Source organism: Shewanella sp. NFH-SH190041 (assembly GCF_024363255.1).
Lineage (GTDB): Bacteria > Pseudomonadota > Gammaproteobacteria > Enterobacterales > Shewanellaceae > Shewanella.
Genome location: NZ_AP026070.1, coordinates 4,262,096 through 4,286,975 on the forward strand (window position 1 = coordinate 4,262,096; position 24,880 = coordinate 4,286,975).

Here is a 24,880-nt window from a genome sequence, read left to right on the forward strand (position 1 = left end):
GTTAATCTTGGGGGCGCAGGCTAATTTCGCCCCCTAGATAACTTTGCAAGTTGCCGTTATTTTCCAACACAACAGCCCCCTGCTCATCAATTCCGCGACAAATCCCACTAATTTCTTGGTTACCCAGCTGTAGCTGTACCGCGCGACCGGCAAATAAATCCGCCTGCTGCCATCGCGTGACAAAAGCAGATAACCCTTGTTGCTCAAACTGACGCAAATCAGCACATAACTGCTTTTGCAACTGGATCATCAGCGCCGTTTTATCCAAACGATCCACTAAAGTGGACAAATCACTCCAAGGCTGATCAATCAACTCGCCTTGCGCCATAGACATGGCCATATTGATCCCGATACCGATCACTAATTGACATTCACTGTCAGCCTGGCCAGTCATTTCAACCAAAATACCGGCTAATTTACGTCCTTCTAAATAAATATCATTCGGCCATTTTAAGCCTAAGTCGCTTACATCAAATGATTCAAGCACTTTGACTAGAGCGCAGCCAACAACCAAACTCAACCCCATTGCTTGAGCTATTCCTTGAGGAAATCGCCAAAATAGGGAGAAATAGAGATGATTACCATAAGGAGAAATCCACTGCCGTCCACGGCGTCCTCGCCCTGTCGACTGGTATTCCGCAATACACAGATCGCCACTCTCTAATTCACTGGCGTGAGCCAGCATAAAGGCATTGGTAGAGTCTATTTCATCAAAGTAAAAGCAACGCTGCGGCATAGTCTGCTTTAATTGAGCTTCATTAAGCAAAAATACCGGTTGCTCAAGGCGATACCCTTTACCTTTGACACTGAATACCGACACGCCATATTCGGCTAAACCTTCAATATGTTTATTAACGGCTGACCGACTGATAGATAAGGCACCAGCAAGGTTTTCGCCGGAGGTAAACGTTTTATCTGATAGCAGCGCTAATATTGCCCGCTTACGTTGCCAATGATCATGCATTTGCTAACTCCACCTCGCCATGTAGACCAATCAGTCGTGGTTCAGGCTCCAACACAACACCAAATTTTCGATTTACCTCAGTAATAATATGACGTGCTAAATCGCATATCACTTGCCCAGTAGCGCTACCGAGGTTGACCAGCACCAGCGCCTGTTCATTGTGCACGGCAGCACCTTGGTATTCATACCCTTTTAACCCAGCACGTTCAATCAACCAGCCTGCCGCCAGCTTAACGCGCCCATCCTCTAAGGCATAACCAACAGTATCCGGAAAATTCTGCGCCAAGCGCTGATACTCGAGTACAGTCACAACGGGGTTTTTGAAAAAACTTCCTGCATTACCCAATTTGTGTGGATCAGGCAACTTGCTACGCCGTATCTGGCAAACAGTATCAAACACCTCTTGTGGCGTCACCACCTCTGCTGAAAAGCCTTTTAATGGGCCGTAGCTAAGTTGTGGCCGCCAGGGTGTAACAAGTTTCAAACCAACCTGGGTTATAACCGCTTTGTTTTTTAATGCTTGCTTGAAAACTGAATCCCGATAGCCAAATTGGCATTGCTCAGCAGACAAACGCACTAGTTTTCCGGAATCCAGATCCAAATATTCAACCCAATCGCATGCCTGGCAGAACTCAACACCATATGCCCCTATATTCTGAATGGGTGCAGCCCCTACAGTACCTGGGATCAACGCCATATTTTCTAACCCTGGAATCCCCTGCGCTAAACAAAATAACACTAAATCATGCCAATTTTCTCCTGCAGCAACAGTCAAATAATAGGCGTCTTCACCGGCTTTAATCTCAATACCATGGGTCTCAATAAGTACAACAGTTCCACTGAAATCATCTGTCAGAACAATATTACTGCCACCACCTAAAACCAGCATGGGCTCCTTATTGCGGTGTAGTCTCAGGCATTGTGCCTGTAATGCCTCAATTGTATCGATATGCAAAATTTCCGAACAAGAATGGGCTAAACCAAAAGTATTGTAAGGCAATAAAGAGGTTGGATTATTCACTGTAGAGTCTTGGTCATGTGTGGATTAGCTACCATTGTACCCTGCAATAAAGCCCTAATCGATAATAGGCTGCATCTGGCCATGCGCAAATAATTACAGATATCCAAGACGAAACAAGCAGATTTAGGTATTGGGATCAGCGCTTAGGGGATATATGACTTAAATACTGCAAGAGAATGTATTGGGAAAATCCAACACACTTTACAGGCTAAGCGTTAAGGAATGATTTTACATTGAGGGGCGAACGAACAGGTAAATAAGGCGGATAAAAATGGTAAATATCACTAATGCAGCCCCTGTACGACAAGAGCCATAAATATAGAGATAACCTAAAGCATTTCTCGATAGAATGGTGGCGGTGGTTACTTACCGCTTGGGTATAAGCGACACAGCCAGCTGAGTAAAAAGACTCTGGGCTTCAAGATAGTGTTAACAATGCTCAAAACCCCAAACGCAAAAAAGCCACCTTATTCAGGTGGCTTCTTCACTTATTAGGCGCTTGGCGATGACCTACTCTCACATGGGGAAACCCCACACTACCATCGGCGCGACTGCGTTTCACTTCTGAGTTCGGAATGGGATCAGGTGGGACCACAGTGCTATTGTCACCAAGCAAATTCTGTACAATCTAGAAAGCTGCTTTTTTTTCTCGTTCTCTAACTTCAATCAAGTCTTGATTATTCTATCAAGGTTTCCAACAAAACCCTTTTGGGTTGTATGGTTAAGCCTCTCGGGTCATTAGTACAGGTTAGCTCAACGCCTCACAACGCTTACACACCCTGCCTATCAACGTCCTAGTCTCGGACGGCCCTTCAGTAGACTCTAGGTCTAAGGGATGACTCATCTTGGGGCTCGCTTCCCGCTTAGATGCTTTCAGCGGTTATCGATTCCGAACGTAGCTACCGGGCAATGCCATTGGCATGACAACCCGAACACCAGCGGTTCGTCCACTCCGGTCCTCTCGTACTAGGAGCAGCTCCCCTCAATCATCCAACGCCCACGGCAGATAGGGACCGAACTGTCTCACGACGTTCTGAACCCAGCTCGCGTACCACTTTAAATGGCGAACAGCCATACCCTTGGGACCGACTTCAGCCCCAGGATGTGATGAGCCGACATCGAGGTGCCAAACACCGCCGTCGATATGAACTCTTGGGCGGTATCAGCCTGTTATCCCCGGAGTACCTTTTATCCGTTGAGCGATGGCCCTTCCATTCAGAACCACCGGATCACTATGACCTACTTTCGTACCTGCTCGACGTGTCTGTCTCGCAGTTAAGCTGGCTTATGCCATTGCACTAACCGTACGATGTCCGACCGTACTTAGCCAACCTTCGTGCTCCTCCGTTACTCTTTGGGAGGAGACCGCCCCAGTCAAACTACCCACCAGGCACTGTCCTCAACCCCGATTCAGGGGCCAGAGTTAGAACATCAACACTACAAGGGTGGTATTTCAAGGTTGACTCCACGATGACTGGCGTCACCGCTTCAAAGTCTCCCACCTATCCTACACATGTAGGGTCAATGTTCAGTGCCAAGCTATAGTAAAGGTTCACGGGGTCTTTCCGTCTAGCCGCGGGTATACGGCATCTTCACCGCAATTTCAACTTCACTGAGTCTCGGCTGGAGACAGCGTGGCCATCATTACGCCATTCGTGCAGGTCGGAACTTACCCGACAAGGAATTTCGCTACCTTAGGACCGTTATAGTTACGGCCGCCGTTTACCGGGGCTTCGATCATGAGCTTCTCCGAAGATAACCCAATCAATTAACCTTCCGGCACCGGGCAGGCGTCACACCGTATACTTCCTCTTGCGAGTTCGCACAGTGCTGTGTTTTTGATAAACAGTTGCAGCCACCTGGTATCTGCGACTCCCGTCAGCTTAGAGAGCAAGTCTCATCACCAACAGGAGCGTACCTTCTCCCGAAGTTACGGTACCATTTTGCCTAGTTCCTTCAGCCGAGTTCTCTCAAGCGCCTTGGTATTCTCTACCCGACCACCTGTGTCGGTTTGGGGTACGATTCCTACTAACCTGAAGCTTAGAAGATTTTCCTGGAAGCATGGCATCAACCACTTCAGTGCCGTAGCACCTCGTCATCAATTCTCAGCATTATGTGTCCGGATTTGCCTAAACACACTGCCTACCATCTTAAACACGGACAACCAACGCCGTGCTGGCCTAGCCTTCTCCGTCTCTCCATCGCAGTTAGCAGAAGTACGGGAATATTAACCCGTTTCCCATCGACTACGCCTTTCGGCCTCGCCTTAGGGGTCGACTCACCCTGCCCCGATTAACGTTGGACAGGAACCCTTGGTCTTTCGGCGAGGGAGTTTTTCACTCCCTTTATCGTTACTCATGTCAGCATTCGCACTTCTGATACGTCCACGGTGCCTTACGGCTTCCGCTTCAACCGCTTACAGAACGCTCCTCTACCGCACTAGCACAAGTGCTAGTACCCATAGCTTCGGTGTATTGCTTAGCCCCGTTACATCTTCCGCGCAGGCCGACTCGACTAGTGAGCTATTACGCTTTCTTTAAATGATGGCTGCTTCTAAGCCAACATCCTAGCTGTCTAAGCCTTCCCACATCGTTTCCCACTTAGCAATAACTTTGGGACCTTAGCTGATGGTCTGGGTTGTTTCCCTTTTGACAACGGACGTTAGCACCCGCTGTCTGTCTCCCGCATAGTACTCATTGGTATTCGGAGTTTGCAAAGGGTTGGTAAGTCGGGATGACCCCCTAGCCTTAACAGTGCTCTACCCCCAATGGTATTCGTGCGAGGCGCTACCTAAATAGCTTTCGAGGAGAACCAGATATCTCCCGGTTTGATTGGCCTTTCACCCCCAGCCACAAGTCATCCGCTAATTTTTCAACATTAGTCGGTTCGGTCCTCCAGTTGATGTTACTCAACCTTCAACCTGCCCATGGCTAGATCACCGGGTTTCGGGTCTACACCTAGCAACTAAACGCGCAGTTAACACTCGGTTTCCCTACGGCTCCGCTATTCGCTTAACCTCGCTACTAAATGTAAGTCGCTGACCCATTATACAAAAGGTACGCAGTCACGGTCTCAAGAACCGCTCCCACTGCTTGTACGTATACGGTTTCAGGTTCTATTTCACTCCCCTCACAGGGGTTCTTTTCGCCTTTCCCTCACGGTACTGGTTCACTATCGGTCAGTCAGGAGTATTTAGCCTTGGAGGATGGTCCCCCCATGTTCAGACAACATATCACGTGTGCCGCCTTACTCGATTTCATCTTCAGTTAGTTTTCGTGTACGGGACTATCACCCTGTACCGTTAAGCTTTCCAACTTATTCCACTAACACCCTGAAGACTTAAGGGCTGGTCCCCGTTCGCTCGCCGCTACTTGGGGAATCTCGGTTGATTTCTTTTCCTAAGGGTACTTAGATGTTTCAGTTCCCCTCGTTCGCCTCATATACCTATGTATTCAGTATATGATGACACCTTATGGTGCCGGGTTTCCCCATTCGGACATCTGTGCCTCAAGTGCCTTTTATCGGCTAAGCACAGCTTTTCGCAGATTAACACGTCCTTCATCGCCTCTGACTGCCAAGGCATCCACCGTATACGCTTAGTCGCTTAACCATACAACCCAAATGAGTTTCATTCAGGTTGCATTGCAACTTGCTGGTTTGATAATTGTAATTCTTTCGAATCACAACGCCTTGATTAGAATACTCAATTTACTTGATTAAAGTGTTTGAGAACTCAATTTTGTATTAACAAAGCCTTTCTTAAAAAGAGAGGTTTGTTTCTACTATCAGCTTTCCAAATTGTTAAAGAACGTCATCAACTCAACTAAGGAGTCAATGTTGCCAGACAAGGCAATCTGTGTGAACACTCAACAGCGTAATGTGTCGCTTAGGTAAGGAGGTGATCCAGCCCCAGGTTCCCCTAGGGCTACCTTGTTACGACTTCACCCCAGTCATGAACCACACCGTGGTAAACGCCCTCCCGAAGGTTAAGCTATCTACTTCTGGTGCAGCCCACTCCCATGGTGTGACGGGCGGTGTGTACAAGGCCCGGGAACGTATTCACCGTGGCATTCTGATCCACGATTACTAGCGATTCCGACTTCACGGAGTCGAGTTGCAGACTCCGATCCGGACTACGACCGGCTTTCTGGGATTAGCTCCACCTCGCGGCTTGGCAACCCTCTGTACCGACCATTGTAGCACGTGTGTAGCCCTACTCGTAAGGGCCATGATGACTTGACGTCGTCCCCACCTTCCTCCGGTTTATCACCGGCAGTCTCCCTAAAGTTCCCGGCATGACCCGCTGGCAAGTAAGGATAAGGGTTGCGCTCGTTGCGGGACTTAACCCAACATTTCACAACACGAGCTGACGACAGCCATGCAGCACCTGTCTCAGAGTTCCCGAAGGCACTAAGCTATCTCTAGCGAATTCTCTGGATGTCAAGAGTAGGTAAGGTTCTTCGCGTTGCATCGAATTAAACCACATGCTCCACCGCTTGTGCGGGCCCCCGTCAATTCATTTGAGTTTTAACCTTGCGGCCGTACTCCCCAGGCGGTCTACTTAATGCGTTAGCTTGAGAGCCCAGTGCTCAAGGCACCAAACTCCGAGTAGACATCGTTTACGGCGTGGACTACCAGGGTATCTAATCCTGTTTGCTCCCCACGCTTTCGTGCATGAGCGTCAGTCTTTGTCCAGGGGGCCGCCTTCGCCACTGGTATTCCTCCAGATCTCTACGCATTTCACCGCTACACCTGGAATTCTACCCCCCTCTACAAGACTCTAGTTCGCCAGTTCGAAATGCGGTTCCCAGGTTGAGCCCGGGGCTTTCACATCTCGCTTAACAAACCGCCTGCGCACGCTTTACGCCCAGTAATTCCGATTAACGCTCGGACCCTCCGTATTACCGCGGCTGCTGGCACGGAGTTAGCCGGTCCTTCTTCTGCGAGTAACGTCACAGCTACTGGATATTAGCCAGTAACCTTTCCTCCTCGCTGAAAGTGCTTTACAACCCGAAGGCCTTCTTCACACACGCGGCATGGCTGCATCAGGGTTTCCCCCATTGTGCAATATTCCCCACTGCTGCCTCCCGTAGGAGTCTGGGCCGTGTCTCAGTCCCAGTGTGGCTGATCATCCTCTCAGAACAGCTAGGGATCGTCGCCTAGGTGAGCCTTTACCTCACCTACTAGCTAATCCCACCTGGGCTAATCAAGATGCGCAAGGCCCGAAAGTCCCCTGCTTTGACCCGTAGGTATTATGCGGTATTAGCAGTCGTTTCCAACTGTTATCCCCCTCATCTCGGCATATTCCCAGGCATTACTCACCCGTCCGCCGCTCGTCAGCAAAGTAGCAAGCTACTTCCTGTTACCGCTCGACTTGCATGTGTTAGGCCTGCCGCCAGCGTTCAATCTGAGCCATGATCAAACTCTTCAATTAAAAGTTTTGGTTGAACCCGAAGGTTCTGCTCAATGAATTCTGTCTTTGCATCATTACCCATTAAGGCAATGACTGCATTTGCATGCTGCGCGAACTTCGTTCATTGATAAAAGTCTTTGTCGACCTCATCAACATCTGCGAATGTCCACACAGATTTGCTTGTCTGTTTATATTGTTAAAGAGCAACCGATGCTGTTTCTCACCGGGTCAGGGCTGCGTATTCTACGCTTTCCTGTTGTCGCGTCAAGCATTTTTTCAAATGTTTTTTCGCGACACTCACTGCCTTAGCAAGTGAGTGAATCATCACTTCAACAACCGCTGGAAGCGCGTTGTGCCGTGTCGATGGAAGCGCATTATAGGCAGCTTATTTTTTTGCGCAAGCGTTATTTCTCAAAATAAAGCGATTTTTTATGCACTTAACTTTACTACCAACCTAAACACTACCTACACCCAAGTTACCCACAGATTTAGTCACAAACGCCTATTAATGAAGTAGCTTTTAATGAAACGATATCTCCTTAATGACAAACACAAAGGCGCTCACTTAGCTTCCAGAAAGCCCATCTCCCAGCTAAAAATCACGCCAATTGATAACAAGGGAAAGATATCCCATGCACCATCTACTTCACTTCACTTCACTTCACTTCACTTCATGATATCGTCAGAGTGAAGAGATATTTGACTATTACATTTCTAAAGACATCCTCTTCATAAGCAGCTTTAGAGCTGATGGCTCATATAAGTAACGAAGCACGAATACTCTAAGACGAGAAAATATAAAATGGTAGGCCAATAAAATATTCCAAGGCCATTCAACCTCGATGATATTTATAGGGCATCTCGCATTAAGTTATCTGTACTATTAGTAGAGGTTAAATTTAGCGCACATTGAAAACTAAGAGACTTGCAGCAATCGATTCATATGGCATAGAGAACGGCCGAAAATAGATTTTTTCATTACTTTACATGCCTATGCACCTCGGTCAGTTTGGGCGTAATATAGAACCATAAATCGCTTCTTGTGGAGGGTTTTATGATGAACATGTCAGAAATGAGCTTTATAGATTGGCAACGTCAATTTTATTCAGAAAATGCCTGTCTTGATTACCTGAAAATGCAGCGATGGCCGGATGGATTTATCTGCCCTAAATGTGGTCATCGTCAAGCCTATCAAATCCATACCCGTGAGCTTTATGAATGCTGTCAGTGCCATAAGCAAACATCCGTGACATCTGACACGCTGTTTCACGGCACGCATATCCCGCTGTCTAAATGGTTTACGGCCATTTATTTTATAGGGTCAGACAAAGGCGGAATATCAGCATTACGGCTCAAAAAGCTCATTGAAGTTAACTGGCGAACGGCAAGGTTGATACTGAAAAAATTGCGTATCGCAATGGGGCACAGAGACAGACTGTATTGGTTATCTGGCAACATAGAATTGGATGATTGCTTGGTTGGCGGCAAACAAAAAGGTAAACGTGGTCGAGGCGCGGCAGGGAAAACACCGATAATTGTGGCCGTTGAAACCCAAGGTGAACGAGCCGGCTATATTGCCATGCAGGCTGTTAACCGTATCAGCCACCAAAGTGTCGAGCAATTTGTGCAAGCGCATATTCTCCCCAATCAATATGTTCGCTCAGATGGGCTACGTGCATTGACTATCATTGATAAAACCCAGCATCACGAAGCCAGAGTGACGCCGAAAGAATTGGTTGATGAGTGGCTCCCGTGGGTACATATCGCCATTAGCAACCTGAAAACATTTATTCAGGGCACATTCCACGGAATATCCAAAAAATATGTACAGGAATACCTCAATGAGTTCATTTATCGTTTTAATCGCAGAAGAATAGAAAAACAAATTCCTATGCGGCTGTTAAATATAGCTATTTTTCATTCACCTATGAACTCATGCTGAGCAAAGTGCATAGGCATGTTACTTTATAAACGAAACAGCCAAGTAAAATACTCTGGATTTGAGGTGACATCAAAAATGTTCAAAACCCCAAACGCAAAAAAGCCACCTTATTCAGGTGGCTTCTTCACTTATTAGGCGCTTGGCGATGACCTACTCTCACATGGGGAAGCCCCACACTACCATCGGCGCGACTGCGTTTCACTTCTGAGTTCGGAATGGGATCAGGTGGGACCACAGTGCTATTGTCACCAAGCAAATTCGTTAATTCGGAAAGCTGTACAAAAATATGGTGGTCGCTACTGGGCTCGAACCAGTGACCCCCTCCTTGTAAGGGAGGTGCTCTCCCAGCTGAGCTAAGCGACCTGGGATTCTTTTCGCTTTGAGTTCAAAACTTCAATCAAGTCTTGATTATTCTATCAAGGTTTCCAACAAAACCCTTTTGGGTTGTATGGTTAAGCCTCTCGGGTCATTAGTACAGGTTAGCTCAACGCCTCACAACGCTTACACACCCTGCCTATCAACGTCCTAGTCTCGGACGGCCCTTCAGTAGACTCTAGGTCTAAGGGATGACTCATCTTGGGGCTCGCTTCCCGCTTAGATGCTTTCAGCGGTTATCGATTCCGAACGTAGCTACCGGGCAATGCCATTGGCATGACAACCCGAACACCAGCGGTTCGTCCACTCCGGTCCTCTCGTACTAGGAGCAGCTCCCCTCAATCATCCAACGCCCACGGCAGATAGGGACCGAACTGTCTCACGACGTTCTGAACCCAGCTCGCGTACCACTTTAAATGGCGAACAGCCATACCCTTGGGACCGACTTCAGCCCCAGGATGTGATGAGCCGACATCGAGGTGCCAAACACCGCCGTCGATATGAACTCTTGGGCGGTATCAGCCTGTTATCCCCGGAGTACCTTTTATCCGTTGAGCGATGGCCCTTCCATTCAGAACCACCGGATCACTATGACCTACTTTCGTACCTGCTCGACGTGTCTGTCTCGCAGTTAAGCTGGCTTATGCCATTGCACTAACCGTACGATGTCCGACCGTACTTAGCCAACCTTCGTGCTCCTCCGTTACTCTTTGGGAGGAGACCGCCCCAGTCAAACTACCCACCAGGCACTGTCCTCAACCCCGATTCAGGGGCCAGAGTTAGAACATCAACACTACAAGGGTGGTATTTCAAGGTTGACTCCACGATGACTGGCGTCACCGCTTCAAAGTCTCCCACCTATCCTACACATGTAGGGTCAATGTTCAGTGCCAAGCTATAGTAAAGGTTCACGGGGTCTTTCCGTCTAGCCGCGGGTATACGGCATCTTCACCGCAATTTCAACTTCACTGAGTCTCGGCTGGAGACAGCGTGGCCATCATTACGCCATTCGTGCAGGTCGGAACTTACCCGACAAGGAATTTCGCTACCTTAGGACCGTTATAGTTACGGCCGCCGTTTACCGGGGCTTCGATCATGAGCTTCTCCGAAGATAACCCAATCAATTAACCTTCCGGCACCGGGCAGGCGTCACACCGTATACTTCCTCTTGCGAGTTCGCACAGTGCTGTGTTTTTGATAAACAGTTGCAGCCACCTGGTATCTGCGACTCCCGTCAGCTTAGAGAGCAAGTCTCATCACCAACAGGAGCGTACCTTCTCCCGAAGTTACGGTACCATTTTGCCTAGTTCCTTCAGCCGAGTTCTCTCAAGCGCCTTGGTATTCTCTACCCGACCACCTGTGTCGGTTTGGGGTACGATTCCTACTAACCTGAAGCTTAGAAGATTTTCCTGGAAGCATGGCATCAACCACTTCAGTGCCGTAGCACCTCGTCATCAATTCTCAGCATTATGTGTCCGGATTTGCCTAAACACACTGCCTACCATCTTAAACACGGACAACCAACGCCGTGCTGGCCTAGCCTTCTCCGTCTCTCCATCGCAGTTAGCAGAAGTACGGGAATATTAACCCGTTTCCCATCGACTACGCCTTTCGGCCTCGCCTTAGGGGTCGACTCACCCTGCCCCGATTAACGTTGGACAGGAACCCTTGGTCTTTCGGCGAGGGAGTTTTTCACTCCCTTTATCGTTACTCATGTCAGCATTCGCACTTCTGATACGTCCACGGTGCCTTACGGCTTCCGCTTCAACCGCTTACAGAACGCTCCTCTACCGCACTAGCACAAGTGCTAGTACCCATAGCTTCGGTGTATTGCTTAGCCCCGTTACATCTTCCGCGCAGGCCGACTCGACTAGTGAGCTATTACGCTTTCTTTAAATGATGGCTGCTTCTAAGCCAACATCCTAGCTGTCTAAGCCTTCCCACATCGTTTCCCACTTAGCAATAACTTTGGGACCTTAGCTGATGGTCTGGGTTGTTTCCCTTTTGACAACGGACGTTAGCACCCGCTGTCTGTCTCCCGCATAGTACTCATTGGTATTCGGAGTTTGCAAAGGGTTGGTAAGTCGGGATGACCCCCTAGCCTTAACAGTGCTCTACCCCCAATGGTATTCGTGCGAGGCGCTACCTAAATAGCTTTCGAGGAGAACCAGATATCTCCCGGTTTGATTGGCCTTTCACCCCCAGCCACAAGTCATCCGCTAATTTTTCAACATTAGTCGGTTCGGTCCTCCAGTTGATGTTACTCAACCTTCAACCTGCCCATGGCTAGATCACCGGGTTTCGGGTCTACACCTAGCAACTAAACGCGCAGTTAACACTCGGTTTCCCTACGGCTCCGCTATTCGCTTAACCTCGCTACTAAATGTAAGTCGCTGACCCATTATACAAAAGGTACGCAGTCACGGTCTCAAGAACCGCTCCCACTGCTTGTACGTATACGGTTTCAGGTTCTATTTCACTCCCCTCACAGGGGTTCTTTTCGCCTTTCCCTCACGGTACTGGTTCACTATCGGTCAGTCAGGAGTATTTAGCCTTGGAGGATGGTCCCCCCATGTTCAGACAACATATCACGTGTGCCGCCTTACTCGATTTCATCTTCAGTTAGTTTTCGTGTACGGGACTATCACCCTGTACCGTTAAGCTTTCCAACTTATTCCACTAACACCCTGAAGACTTAAGGGCTGGTCCCCGTTCGCTCGCCGCTACTTGGGGAATCTCGGTTGATTTCTTTTCCTAAGGGTACTTAGATGTTTCAGTTCCCCTCGTTCGCCTCATATACCTATGTATTCAGTATATGATGACACCTTATGGTGCCGGGTTTCCCCATTCGGACATCTGTGCCTCAAGTGCCTTTTATCGGCTAAGCACAGCTTTTCGCAGATTAACACGTCCTTCATCGCCTCTGACTGCCAAGGCATCCACCGTATACGCTTAGTCGCTTAACCATACAACCCAAATGAGTTTCATTCAGGTTGCATTGCAACTTGCTGGTTTGATAATTGTAATTCTTTCGAATCACAACGCCTTGATTAGAATACTCAATTTACTTGATTAAAGTGTTTGAGAACTCAATTTTGTATTAACAAAGCCTTTCTTAAAAAGAGAGGTTTGTTTCTACTATCAGCTTTCCAAATTGTTAAAGAACGTCATCAACTCAACTAAGGAGTCAATGTTGCCAGACAAGGCAATCTGTGTGAACACTCAACAGCGTAATGTGTCGCTTAGGTAAGGAGGTGATCCAGCCCCAGGTTCCCCTAGGGCTACCTTGTTACGACTTCACCCCAGTCATGAACCACACCGTGGTAAACGCCCTCCCGAAGGTTAAGCTATCTACTTCTGGTGCAGCCCACTCCCATGGTGTGACGGGCGGTGTGTACAAGGCCCGGGAACGTATTCACCGTGGCATTCTGATCCACGATTACTAGCGATTCCGACTTCACGGAGTCGAGTTGCAGACTCCGATCCGGACTACGACCGGCTTTCTGGGATTAGCTCCACCTCGCGGCTTGGCAACCCTCTGTACCGACCATTGTAGCACGTGTGTAGCCCTACTCGTAAGGGCCATGATGACTTGACGTCGTCCCCACCTTCCTCCGGTTTATCACCGGCAGTCTCCCTAAAGTTCCCGGCATGACCCGCTGGCAAGTAAGGATAAGGGTTGCGCTCGTTGCGGGACTTAACCCAACATTTCACAACACGAGCTGACGACAGCCATGCAGCACCTGTCTCAGAGTTCCCGAAGGCACTAAGCTATCTCTAGCGAATTCTCTGGATGTCAAGAGTAGGTAAGGTTCTTCGCGTTGCATCGAATTAAACCACATGCTCCACCGCTTGTGCGGGCCCCCGTCAATTCATTTGAGTTTTAACCTTGCGGCCGTACTCCCCAGGCGGTCTACTTAATGCGTTAGCTTGAGAGCCCAGTGCTCAAGGCACCAAACTCCGAGTAGACATCGTTTACGGCGTGGACTACCAGGGTATCTAATCCTGTTTGCTCCCCACGCTTTCGTGCATGAGCGTCAGTCTTTGTCCAGGGGGCCGCCTTCGCCACTGGTATTCCTCCAGATCTCTACGCATTTCACCGCTACACCTGGAATTCTACCCCCCTCTACAAGACTCTAGTTCGCCAGTTCGAAATGCGGTTCCCAGGTTGAGCCCGGGGCTTTCACATCTCGCTTAACAAACCGCCTGCGCACGCTTTACGCCCAGTAATTCCGATTAACGCTCGGACCCTCCGTATTACCGCGGCTGCTGGCACGGAGTTAGCCGGTCCTTCTTCTGCGAGTAACGTCACAGCTACTGGATATTAGCCAGTAACCTTTCCTCCTCGCTGAAAGTGCTTTACAACCCGAAGGCCTTCTTCACACACGCGGCATGGCTGCATCAGGGTTTCCCCCATTGTGCAATATTCCCCACTGCTGCCTCCCGTAGGAGTCTGGGCCGTGTCTCAGTCCCAGTGTGGCTGATCATCCTCTCAGAACAGCTAGGGATCGTCGCCTAGGTGAGCCTTTACCTCACCTACTAGCTAATCCCACCTGGGCTAATCAAGATGCGCAAGGCCCGAAAGTCCCCTGCTTTGACCCGTAGGTATTATGCGGTATTAGCAGTCGTTTCCAACTGTTATCCCCCTCATCTCGGCATATTCCCAGGCATTACTCACCCGTCCGCCGCTCGTCAGCAAAGTAGCAAGCTACTTCCTGTTACCGCTCGACTTGCATGTGTTAGGCCTGCCGCCAGCGTTCAATCTGAGCCATGATCAAACTCTTCAATTAAAAGTTTTGGTTGAACCCGAAGGTTCTGCTCAATGAATTCTGTCTTTGCATCATTACCCATTAAGGCAATGACTGCATTTGCATGCTGCGCGAACTTCGTTCATTGATAAAAGTCTTTGTCGACCTCATCAACATCTGCGAATGTCCACACAGATTTGCTTGTCTGTTTATATTGTTAAAGAGCAACCGATGCTGTTTCTCACCGGGTCAGGGCTGCGTATTCTACGCTTTCCTGTTGTCGCGTCAAGCATTTTTTCAAATGTTTTTCGCGTCACTCATTGCCTTAGCAAGTGAGTGAATCTTCACTTCAACAACCGCTGGAAGCGCGTTGTGCCGTGTCGATGGAGGCGCATTATAGGCAGCTTATTTTTTTGCGCAAGAGCTAATTTACATAAAAACGTATTAACGAGTTTAAGTGCTTAAAGTGCAGCCAAACCGAACAAAAAACGCCCTCTAAATGCTATTTTAAGGGCGTTACTGTTAAGTTTATTGTCTAACGACTGAAAAAACGTGACTCCTGCGATACTGTCACAGGCTGATTACCTGCGAGCTGTGTCACTGAAAATTGGATATCCGTAATAGCACGAGTAAGACTGACAGGATCAACGGCAATACTAATAGGTAAGGTAAAGATCTCGCCTCCTTTTACTGTAACGGATTCAGGTCCAATCCATTGATGATCAGGTAATCCCGTTACCGATAATCGATATTGGGCATCCACCTCTGTTTTGTTCAGTAATTTCAGCGTAAAGGTGTTTTCAATCAACCCATCGATATTTTCCCGGTAAAGCTGATTGCGATCGCGAATAATATCTATGCGCAGCGGGGCAATATGTCCCATGGCATAAATCAATAACAGCATCATGACCACGAGTACAGCACCATAGCCAAGTAACTTAGGTCTGAGGACAGATTCTGTTTTGCCGGCCAATCGGTTTTCAGTTGTGTAACTGATAAGCCCATTTTGATATCCCATACGAGTCATTGTCTGATCACAAGCATCAATGCATGCGCCGCAGTTAATGCATTCGTATTGCAGTCCATTACGAATGTCGATTCCCGTGGGACAGACCTGCACACATAAATCACAATCAATGCAGTCTCCCAACCCTAATTGTGCCGGATCTGCTTTACGGGATCTGGGGCCACGAGTTTCTCCTCGCACAGTGTCATAACCGACAATATAAGTATTACGGTCAAACATGGAGGACTGGAACCTAGCATAAGGGCACATATGGATGCACATAATTTCCCGCATCCATCCCGCATTACCATAGGTTGCCAAAGTAAAAAAACAGACCCAGAAATATACTGCACCACTGGCATTTAGGCTGAAAAAATCCAGATAGAGTTGCTTGGCAGGCACAAAATAAGAGACAAAGGTCAACGAGGTCAGCAGAGAAATCAACAACCAGAGGATGTGTTTACTGCTTTTACGTATCACCTTATTACTATCCCAGGGCATTTGATCCAGTTTGATGCGTTTATTACGCGCCCCTTCAATCTTCTCCTCGACCCAGATAAAAATAAACGTCCATACGGTTTGCGGGCAGGTGTAGCCACACCATACCCGCCCCAGATAAGTAGTAATAAAAAACAGGCCGAAAGCTGCAATCATAAAGACCGCGGCTAACAAAGTGAGATCCTGAGGCCAAATCACCAAGCCCCCAATATGAAACTTCTGCTCGACCAGATTGAACCAGACAGCCTGACGGTTATGCCAACTGAGCCACGGCAACAGTAGGAAAAATAGCATGGCAACCCAACCCATTTTTCGCCGCAGTCTGGTCCAAACACCATCAACAGCGCGTACATAGATGCTATTTCTGGGGTTAAAGCGGTCTGCTTTATCCGGATCAGGTTGGTGGATTTTAATTGTTTGGTGTTGCCGGGTAGTTTTTTGTTTGGGTACGGAGTTCATCGGCTTCAGCCTTTTACTGCTTTATCAATGATCTGAAACTGGCTTATTATAGCCGCCATTGTAAACGCAATTCATCTAATTGGAATAAAAGATGAGGCAATTGATAACACTTGGTTTACTGCTTGCTGCCGGATATTATCTGTATTTGGAAACGGACTTACTGACAGCATCAAGTGATAAAGCCGCACAACTGCAAACAGAGATCCGACAAACTGTGGCAGCCTTCACTGGTACCGACATTATTCGCACGCATACGAAACCAATGCCGGATAAACATCGTTTTACTGTGCGAATGTCAAAGCCAGAGCAGACTGAACTGGACATTATTTTTACCTCACCAGAAACCCTCAACAATTTTGTCGACACCATTTGTCAAAGTGCGAATCCAACACACCCGGTGTTTTCCCGAGATAACACCCGCTATTTATGTGATCAGCTCAATTAAGCATCCATAGCTAACAAATGACGCTAATTGGATTTAGCAATGGCAATCCCATTACTCAGCGGGGAATTGACCACAAAGGCAATTCAGCCTAGCCTTTGACGATTATTCCTATTTAGGCCGTTTAACATGACCGAGCAACACTCTCAGCCACAGCAATCCCAAGTTGCTGATATTTTTGATGCTACTTTATGGGATAGCGTCCCTGGATTTGATTTTGAAGATATTACTTATCACAGAGCCAAAGATCAGGGTACCGTTCGTATCGCTATTAACCGCCCAGACTGTCTCAATGCTTTCCGCCCTAAAACTGTGGATGAACTGTACATCGCTCTGGATCACGCCAGACAATGGTCAGATGTTGGCTGCGTTTTACTGACAGGTAATGGCCCTTCAGCCAAAGGCCAGTGGTCTTTCTCATCCGGTGGCGATCAGCGTATCCGCGGTAAAGATGGCTATAAATATGAAGGAGCCGAAACTGGTACTGCCGATGTGGCCCGTATGGGACGACTGCATATTCTAGAAGTACAGCGTTTAATCCGCTTTATGCCTAAAGTGGTTATCGCCGTTGTCCCAGGTTGGGCGGTCGGGGGCGGACACAGTCTACATGTAGTATGCGACCTGACCTTGGCTTCCAAAGAACATGCAGTATTCAAACAGACAGATCCAGATGTCGCTAGCTTTGACTCAGGTTACGGCAGTGCTTACCTAGCCAAGATGATTGGCCAAAAACGGGCTCGGGAAATTTTCTTCTGTGGTTTTAATTACAGTGCTGATGAAGCCTTTGATATGGGTATGGTTAATAAATCGGTTCCCCATGCCGAGCTAGAAACCGAAGCATTGCGCTGGGCAAAGGAGATTAACTCCAAATCCCCGACAGCCATGCGGATGTTGAAATACGGCTTTAACCTGCCAGATGATGGCTTAGTTGGACAACAATTATTTGCCGGAGAGGCAACCCGTCTGGCGTATGGTACAGATGAAGCCCAAGAAGGCCGGGATGCATTTTTAGAAAAACGGGATCAGGATTTTTCTCGCTTCCCATGGCATTACTAATGCCATAGCATCACTTTTACCATAAAAACCGCCTCTGGGCGGTTTTTTACTATCAAGACGGCATATTGTGCATACATCACATTCCATGCTGGTATGGACAGTGATCCATCAAACAAAGCCACAAAATATTCAACTCTCTTCATATTTTTCCCTGATAGTGCTGAACTTTTCTTTATAACCAGCCATCTTACTGTGAAACCCTTCCAGGGCCGCAACGTCGGTCGTCATAAGAAAGAGAACAAATAAATGAAAAGTCTGGCTCTATTTTCCATGTTGATGTTCACCAGCCTCAGTTATGCCGATGTCATACTGCCAGAACAATTACAGGGCATTAAAGCCGTGCAGCAGGTGGATAAGCATACATTAACCGCCGGATTACCCAGCGAAGCGCAAATTCCTCAATTGAAACAAGCCGGTGTTGATATGGTGATTAACTTAATGCCGGATAGCACCAACAAAGAATACCAAAACGAAGCCGAGCTAGTGAAAGCCGCAGGGATGGAATATGTCGCCATTCCTGTAGACTGGCAAAATCCCCAAATGACAGATGTGGACAAATTCTTTAACGTTATGCTGGCCAATCAGGGCAAAGATATTATGGTGCACTGTTTAGCAAACTACCGGGCATCCGCTTTTGTCTATCTGTATGAAGTCACCCATCTGGGCAAAAGCGATAGTAAAACCATGGCCAAAACCATGACGCCATGGGGTGAGGACATTCAAGCCAGCCTAGCACAATACCCTCAATGGCAAACGCTCATTGACAATGTAAAAGCCAAATACGGCAACTGATTGACATCAAGCCATATCCTATTGGTCTGAATTCCCGAAAAAGCGGTGTAAATAAGGAGCGTCTTTTATTCTGTTAGCCGGCTATTTGTCAGCAGCATATAACGTAAAGAAAAGATCGCAGTAATATCGCCTACGCTAGTATTTATAAAGAACCATAAAAAAACTCCGGTTGCACAAGCACCGGAGTTTTTTTGTTAGCTCGGTAATTTATACCGCTGACATTATTCCACAGTAACGGATTTAGCTAAGTTACGAGGCTGATCGACATCTGTGCCCTTAATCAATGCGACATGATAAGACAGCAATTGCAGTGGGATGGTGTAGATCAGCGGAGCCATAAAGGCATCACAATGTGGCACTGGGATCACTTTCATGGTGTCATCAGACTCAAACTCTGCATCCACATCGGCAAAGACATACATTAAGCCGCCACGGGCACGCACTTCTTCTACGTTAGATTTCAGCTTTTCCAGCAGCTCATTATTAGGAGCCACCACAATTACTGGCATATCGGCATCGATCAACGCCAATGGACCATGCTTAAGCTCACCAGATGCGTATGCTTCAGCGTGAATATAGGAAATTTCTTTCAGCTTCAGCGCGCCTTCCATTGCAATCGGGTACTGATCGCCACGACCTAAGAACAGAGCATGATTTTTATCGGCAAAGTCTTCTGCTAATGCGGCAATGGCATCATCCAGACTCAAGGCTTGTTCCACTTTAGCAGGCATAGACAACAAGGATTGAGAAATGGCTTTTTGCATTTCATCAGGCATACCATTGTAACGGCCTAGCACCGCGGTCAGCATCATCAAACCGGCCAGCTGTACAGTAAATGCCTTAGTTGATGCCACCCCGATTTCAGCGCCAGCTTTCATCATATACGCCATATCAGACTCACGTACCAGTGATGACCCAGGTGCATTACAGATAGTCAGGGTAGACTTGTATCCCATTTCCTGAGCCAAACGTAGAGCAGCCAACGTATCCGCGGTTTCACCGGACTGAGAAATGGTCACCAGCAGGCTGTTTGGAAATAGATGGGATTTGCGATAACGGAATTCTGAAGCGATCTCCACATTACAGGAAACACCTGCCCATTCTTCCAGCCAGTAACGAGCCGCCATACCGGCATGATAGCTGGTACCGCATGCAATAATTTGAACGTGTTTGATATCTTTTAGAAACTCAGCCGCATTGTCGCCAAAAGCGCTATCCAATACATGTTGGCCCGCAATCCGGCCTTCCAGAGTTCTGGCTAAGGCTGCTGGCTGCTCATAAATTTCTTTGAGCATATAGTGGCGATATTCGCCTTTATCACCGGCATCATGGGTGATTTCTGACTCTTTTTGTTCCCGCACAACTGGATTGCCATCTACATCGAAAATATTCACTTCACGACGAGTAACTTCAGCAACATCACCTTCTTCCAGATAAGCAAAAGTCCGGGTCACCGGTAATAGAGCCAACTGATCAGAAGCAACGAAGTTTTCCCCCAGACCAAAACCAATCACCAATGGACTGCCACTACGGGCAACAACCAGACGCTCAGGATCGCGACGGTCAATCACCACGGTACCATAAGCCCCTTCCAGCTGTTTTACTGCCGCTTGTACCGCAGCTAACAAAGAATCATGACGCTGCAGTTCATGATGCACCAAGTGGCAAATCACTTCTGTATCAGTATCTGAGGCGAACACATAACCCAGACCAGTCAAGAATTCCCGCAGCTTGGCGTGGTTTTCAATAATGCCATTGTGTACCACAGCAATATCTGAGCCGGAAATATGTGGATGGGCATTGCGCTCACTCGGTTCACCATGGGTAGCCCAGCGGGTATGTGCGATACCGGTACCACCTGGCATAGCATTTTTCTCCAGTGCACTGGCCAGTTCTTGAACCTTACCCACACGCCGGGTACGGCTGAGCTGTCCTTCATGCAAAATTGCCATACCGGCGGAGTCATATCCACGATATTCCAGTCTTCTCAGACCTTCTAACAAGATTTCAGCAACATCCCGTTGCGCCACTGCGCCTACAATTCCACACATATTTTTCTGTCCTGCGTAAAACCAATATTGTCTATAGCAGCCAGCATAATGCCGGCTACCAGTTATATGATTATTCTGTAAAGGGGGCCAAGATAACCTCAACCCCTTGCTTGCGGATTTGTGCAGCCGCATCTGCGGGCAGAGCATCATCGGTAACCAGATAATGGATCTGGCTCCAAGGTAACTCAAGATTAGGGATAATCCGCCCCAGCTTGACTGACTCCAGCATCACAACAACAGTACGAGCAACGTCGGCCATCACTTTGCTTAAGCCCGTCAATTCATTAAACGTTGTGGTGCCACGCTGTAAATCTAAGCCATCAGCACCAATAAACAACTGGTCAAAGTTATATGAACGCAATACTTGCTCAGCCACTTTGCCCTGAAAGGATTCTGAATGCGGATCCCACGTGCCCCCCGTCATCAATAGCGTTGGTTCGTTTTCCAGTTCCTGAATAGCATTGGCTAATTGCAGTGAATTGGTCATCACCAGTAAGCCACGCTTGTCATTCAAGTGGGGAATTAAGCCAATCGTGGTACTGCCGGAGTCAATAATCACGCGATTATGATCCCGAATCAGCCCTGCAGCTGCCGCCGCAATCCCCTGCTTATTAGTGGACAAGGGCCGATAATTGCCCTGACTGATGTCTTGGGGCACAGAGATAGCTCCGCCATAACGACGAAACAGCAAACCATTTTTCTCTAGCAGGGTTAGATCCTTACGAATCGTAACTTCGGAGGTTTCTAAACGGACAGCTAACTCATCGACACTCACTTCACCCTTTTTATTCAACAGGTTAAGTATTGCATGCCGTCGTTGCTGAGTATTACGTTTAGTCATGGTTTACTAATATAAGTTTCGTTTCGAAAGAAATTATATAAAACTGAAACAAAATAGCCAGTTTAATTTTGCAGCAGCTCAACATCCCCCTGTCTCAACTTTTGAGACAAAAAACAAGCAAATAAGATGTTACGAACTGTTTTATCAACAGACGATAAGAAGACTCCTAATGCTATGATATGCGGGACTAAAGATAGTCACCCAAAAACTACATCAAGGAAGAATTAAATGAAAAAAGCGCTAGCAGTTTTAACCCTAGCGGTATTGTCACCTTTGGCCAATGCCGGTGGTTATATTGGCGGTAATTATGCAGCTATTGAATATACTGAGTCTGGATTAGATCCAGAGCTATCACTCGGGGCAATCTCGGTTATTGGTGGATATCGATTCAATGAATATATCGCAATTGAAGCTCGGGCAGGCTTCGGGGCTGGGGATGATTCTTACAACGGGGTAAAACTAGAACTGGATAGCTATTATGGTGCATACGCCAAGCTTGGCATGCCAATAGAAAATTTTTACCCCTACATTTTGGCTGGTTACACTAGGGGCGAATTGACCTTATCAGCCATGGGCTTTTCCATATCAGACTCAGACTCCGACATATCTTACGGTATTGGTCTAGGTTATCAGATCAATCAAAATTTCAGTCTTAATGCTGAATACTCCAATTTATTAGATAAAGATGGCGTCACATTAGATGGTTTCAGCATTGGCGTAAATTACGCTTTTTAATTTCGGCTATACCTAGGGTCTGTTGACGTTTCGTGATTAAATTTTGTTCGAGATAAAAGCGTTTTAATCGCGGCGAGTGGTTTGTCGCCTAGTTATTCTAAGCAAGAACCGCTCAACAAAGAGTAAAACGCTTTTAGCCGAACCCTGCGGGCAGCGTTTGAGGCTCCTTTCTACTGCGTTATCGGCTTATCAGGTAGCGCAACTACCTATCAAAGCCTCTGCCTTGTATAAAGCATCCTCAAATCGCTGCAAAAACAAACTTGAAACGTCAACAGACCCTAGCGAAAGATAAAAAAAAGCAGCCACAAGGCTGCTTTTCTTTATTTAAATCAATTTTTATTAGAATCTTGCTTCCAGAGCCAAACTCAGGTTACGCCCCTGACCGATGGTCACCTCTTTATAGCTACCGCCATCAATATAATCGGTATCAAACAGATTCTTCACATTCAGACGTAAACTCATTTCTGTGCCCTTGATATCCCAGTTATATGCCGCCCCCATATCAACCCGAACAAAGGCATCCTTTACAATTGAGTTACCTAAGCTTGCATCGGCAGATGCGTAACGCTCACCAACATATTGAGCGCCCAGATTCAATGCCAACTGGTCAGTCACTTCGTATCGAGTCCAAATATTGGCAGACCATTTAGGTGCATCAATTGGCGTCAGGCCATCCAGTTTTGGGTCACTTTCATATTTAGCAGCCAAGTACATCATAGAACCGGTTATAAATACTGCATCGGTCAATTGTCCCTGCGCTCCCAACTCGAAACCTTTGTGGTTCTGCTCTCCATCTTGGGTGGTGATCTTATCTGCATCACCAACAGCTGGGGTATAATCTTGAGTCACAACACGATTTTCAACCGTGATATCAAACAGCGCTGCGGTCATCAGCAAACCACTGTCGAACAACTCCCACTTGGTCCCAATTTCATATTGAGTACCATATTCCGGCTTAAGATCAGTATTGTAATTAGCATCTTTGCTATTAGTGACCCGATCTTTTGGGGTAAAACTCTTAGAGTAATTAACGTAAATACTGCCAAAATCAGTCGGCTCATAGATCACGCCAAACTTGGGAGAAAGCGCATTGGCATTATTATCAAATGCTTTATCGCCCTTATAACTGGTCTTGTGCTGCTCGTCATAACGCACACCGGCCAAGACTTTCCATTGTTCAGTTAGGCTGATTAAATCCTGAATATAGAAACCATAGTGATAATATTCACTCTCGTATTTATCTTTATCATCGTGATAATTCACATCTGGAGGTGGAATATTCTGACCTGGGATATAAGTCCCTTTCTGACCTTTTACATAAAGCTGACCATAATAGTAATCCAACATATTCGCCCCGATCAGGAACTGATGTTCAAATGACCCAGTGGTAAAATTACCAGTAAAATCAACATAGGCTGTCTTATATTGCCAGTCATCATGACGATCAAATGGCTGTACGGAATAACCATTCGCAGGGTCTTCAGTGTATTTTGGCCCAGATCCCATACGTTGACGCTCATACATCTGGTGGTTATAGCCGGTTTTCATCTGCCAGTTATCATTGATATGCCAAGTTAAATCGGCTCCAACATTCTGCACATTGATATCAATAAAGGCCCAAGGCAATTCCCAGATTTTATCTTTATCGCCAATCACCTCACCTTTGTGCTCACCTGTACTGTACAACCAAGCGCCTGAATCCAAACCCGCTTTATCTGCCGTATTATCATACTTAACGGATAACGTGATATCGTCGGTCAGATCAACATCCACCGTCAGAAAAGTCAGCAGGCGATCGCGCTCTTTGTTTTCACCATTGGGGTATTCAGTCCAATAGGTCGTATCTTGTTTAACCACCATTGTACGGTAACGCACACTACCATCATCATTAGCAGCACCTGATGCGTCCATTTGAAAACGGGTAGAGCCGTATTCATCGGTATCAAAACCTAGGTTAAATAAAGCATCATAGGTTGGTCTTTTGGTTACCATATTCACCAAACCTCCCGGGCCCGATTGGCCATAGAGCATAGATGAAGGTCCTTTTAACACCTCAACCTGCTCAAGGGTTTCAATCGGCTGGATATAATGAGACCAATGCTGATGGCCATTAACCAAGAAGCCATTACCAGAATCCAAGGCAAATCCCCGGATAGAAAATTGCTGTCGGTTCCATTTTTCACTGCCAGCGGTAACGGAAGAGTCATTACTCAGCACTTCTGACAGATTACGCGCCAATTGCTCATCGGTAACAAAATCGGGGATCACAGTGACTGACTGTGGAGTATCAAGCAGATCAATATTTCCGCGCATGGCACCTGAGGCGGAGCCGGTTTTGTAATCATTAAAACTACGGCCTAACACATTAATCCGCTCAATGTTATCAGCGCCATGTTCAGCCTCAGCCAATGCAGGTACTGCCGTCAACGCCGAGATTACAGCCAGTCCTACACAGGATAATTTCAATGCCATTTCCTACCTCTGAATGGTCCCTATTGGAAGTTGCAGGAAATATAAATGAGAACAATTAACACTTA

Annotated in this window: 11 protein-coding genes, 1 tRNA gene and 6 rRNA genes; 5 read left to right on the top strand and 13 right to left on the bottom strand. The window is 47.2% G+C overall.

The genetic code is table 11. The annotated features are described in order from the left end of the window. Position 1 precedes the first annotated feature (1 nt). The 5 genes from birA to NFHSH190041_RS19100 all read right to left on the bottom strand — a co-directional run bounded on the left by birA (position 2) and on the right by NFHSH190041_RS19100 (position 7,419). On the bottom strand, positions 2-964 hold the full coding sequence (gene birA, locus NFHSH190041_RS19080; protein WP_261923271.1) for a bifunctional biotin--[acetyl-CoA-carboxylase] ligase/biotin operon repressor BirA: 963 nt from the start codon (positions 962-964) through the stop codon (positions 2-4). Continuing rightward, positions 957-1,985 (bottom strand): UDP-N-acetylmuramate dehydrogenase, encoded by a 1,029-nt coding sequence (gene murB, locus NFHSH190041_RS19085; RefSeq protein WP_261923272.1) that lies wholly within the window; start codon positions 1,983-1,985, stop codon positions 957-959. Before murB ends, birA begins: the two co-directional genes overlap by 8 nt. 497 nt (positions 1,986-2,482) lie before the next feature. Next, positions 2,483-2,598: ribosomal RNA gene (rrf, locus tag NFHSH190041_RS19090) — 5S ribosomal RNA — on the bottom strand. Between the two features lie 104 nt (positions 2,599-2,702). Then, positions 2,703-5,595: ribosomal RNA gene (locus NFHSH190041_RS19095) — 23S ribosomal RNA — on the bottom strand. A gap of 281 nt (positions 5,596-5,876) precedes the next feature. After that, positions 5,877-7,419 (bottom strand): 16S ribosomal RNA (locus tag NFHSH190041_RS19100). The 16S, 23S and 5S rRNA genes sit together here, the layout of an rRNA operon. A gap of 1,036 nt (positions 7,420-8,455) precedes the next feature. Between NFHSH190041_RS19100 and NFHSH190041_RS19105 the strand changes: the two genes are divergently transcribed. Further along, on the top strand, positions 8,456-9,340 hold the full coding sequence (locus NFHSH190041_RS19105) for an IS1595 family transposase (RefSeq protein WP_261925107.1): 885 nt from the start codon (positions 8,456-8,458) through the stop codon (positions 9,338-9,340). 137 nt (positions 9,341-9,477) lie between these two features. Here the strand turns inward: NFHSH190041_RS19105 and rrf (NFHSH190041_RS19110) are convergent. The 5 genes from rrf (NFHSH190041_RS19110) to ccoG form a co-directional block, all read right to left on the bottom strand. Continuing rightward, positions 9,478-9,593, bottom strand: a 5S ribosomal RNA gene (gene rrf / locus NFHSH190041_RS19110). A 34-nt stretch (positions 9,594-9,627) separates the two neighbouring features. Then, positions 9,628-9,703, bottom strand: a tRNA-Val gene (locus NFHSH190041_RS19115). Between the two features lie 85 nt (positions 9,704-9,788). After that, positions 9,789-12,681: ribosomal RNA gene (locus tag NFHSH190041_RS19120) — 23S ribosomal RNA — on the bottom strand. Positions 12,682-12,962: 281 nt separating this feature from the next. After that, positions 12,963-14,505, bottom strand: a 16S ribosomal RNA gene (locus tag NFHSH190041_RS19125). 493 nt (positions 14,506-14,998) lie between these two features. Continuing rightward, positions 14,999-16,426 carry a cytochrome c oxidase accessory protein CcoG gene (gene ccoG / locus NFHSH190041_RS19130; protein ID WP_261923273.1) on the bottom strand — a complete coding sequence of 476 codons (1,428 nt, stop codon included), beginning with the start codon at positions 16,424-16,426 and terminating at the stop codon, positions 14,999-15,001. Positions 16,427-16,517: 91 nt separating this feature from the next. Here ccoG and NFHSH190041_RS19135 point away from each other — a divergent pair, with 91 nt between their 5' ends. The 3 genes from NFHSH190041_RS19135 to NFHSH190041_RS19145 all read left to right on the top strand — a co-directional run bounded on the left by NFHSH190041_RS19135 (position 16,518) and on the right by NFHSH190041_RS19145 (position 18,716). Beyond that, positions 16,518-16,871, top strand: a complete 354-nt coding sequence (locus NFHSH190041_RS19135; protein ID WP_261923274.1) for a hypothetical protein — start codon at positions 16,518-16,520, stop codon at positions 16,869-16,871. Positions 16,872-16,997: 126 nt separating this feature from the next. After that, the gene (locus tag NFHSH190041_RS19140; RefSeq protein WP_261923275.1) at positions 16,998-17,924 is read left to right on the top strand and encodes a 1,4-dihydroxy-2-naphthoyl-CoA synthase; all 927 of its coding nucleotides are present in this window, start codon (positions 16,998-17,000) and stop codon (positions 17,922-17,924) included. 246 nt (positions 17,925-18,170) lie between these two features. Then, positions 18,171-18,716 (top strand): protein tyrosine phosphatase family protein, encoded by a 546-nt coding sequence (locus tag NFHSH190041_RS19145; protein ID WP_261923276.1) that lies wholly within the window; start codon positions 18,171-18,173, stop codon positions 18,714-18,716. A gap of 221 nt (positions 18,717-18,937) precedes the next feature. Here NFHSH190041_RS19145 and glmS read toward each other — a convergent pair whose 3' ends face one another. Further along, entirely contained in the window at positions 18,938-20,767 is a 1,830-nt protein-coding gene (gene glmS, locus NFHSH190041_RS19150; RefSeq protein WP_261923277.1) for a glutamine--fructose-6-phosphate transaminase (isomerizing), read from the bottom strand. Between the two features lie 70 nt (positions 20,768-20,837). Next, positions 20,838-21,608, bottom strand: a complete 771-nt coding sequence (locus tag NFHSH190041_RS19155) for a DeoR/GlpR family DNA-binding transcription regulator (protein WP_261923278.1) — start codon at positions 21,606-21,608, stop codon at positions 20,838-20,840. 228 nt (positions 21,609-21,836) lie between these two features. Here NFHSH190041_RS19155 and NFHSH190041_RS19160 point away from each other — a divergent pair, with 228 nt between their 5' ends. Continuing rightward, positions 21,837-22,343 (top strand): porin family protein, encoded by a 507-nt coding sequence (locus tag NFHSH190041_RS19160; RefSeq protein WP_261923279.1) that lies wholly within the window; start codon positions 21,837-21,839, stop codon positions 22,341-22,343. 339 nt (positions 22,344-22,682) lie between these two features. Here the strand turns inward: NFHSH190041_RS19160 and NFHSH190041_RS19170 are convergent, their stop codons facing one another. Beyond that, positions 22,683-24,815 (bottom strand): TonB-dependent receptor, encoded by a 2,133-nt coding sequence (locus NFHSH190041_RS19170; RefSeq protein ID WP_261923281.1) that lies wholly within the window; start codon positions 24,813-24,815, stop codon positions 22,683-22,685. Positions 24,816-24,880: the final 65 nt, after the last annotated feature.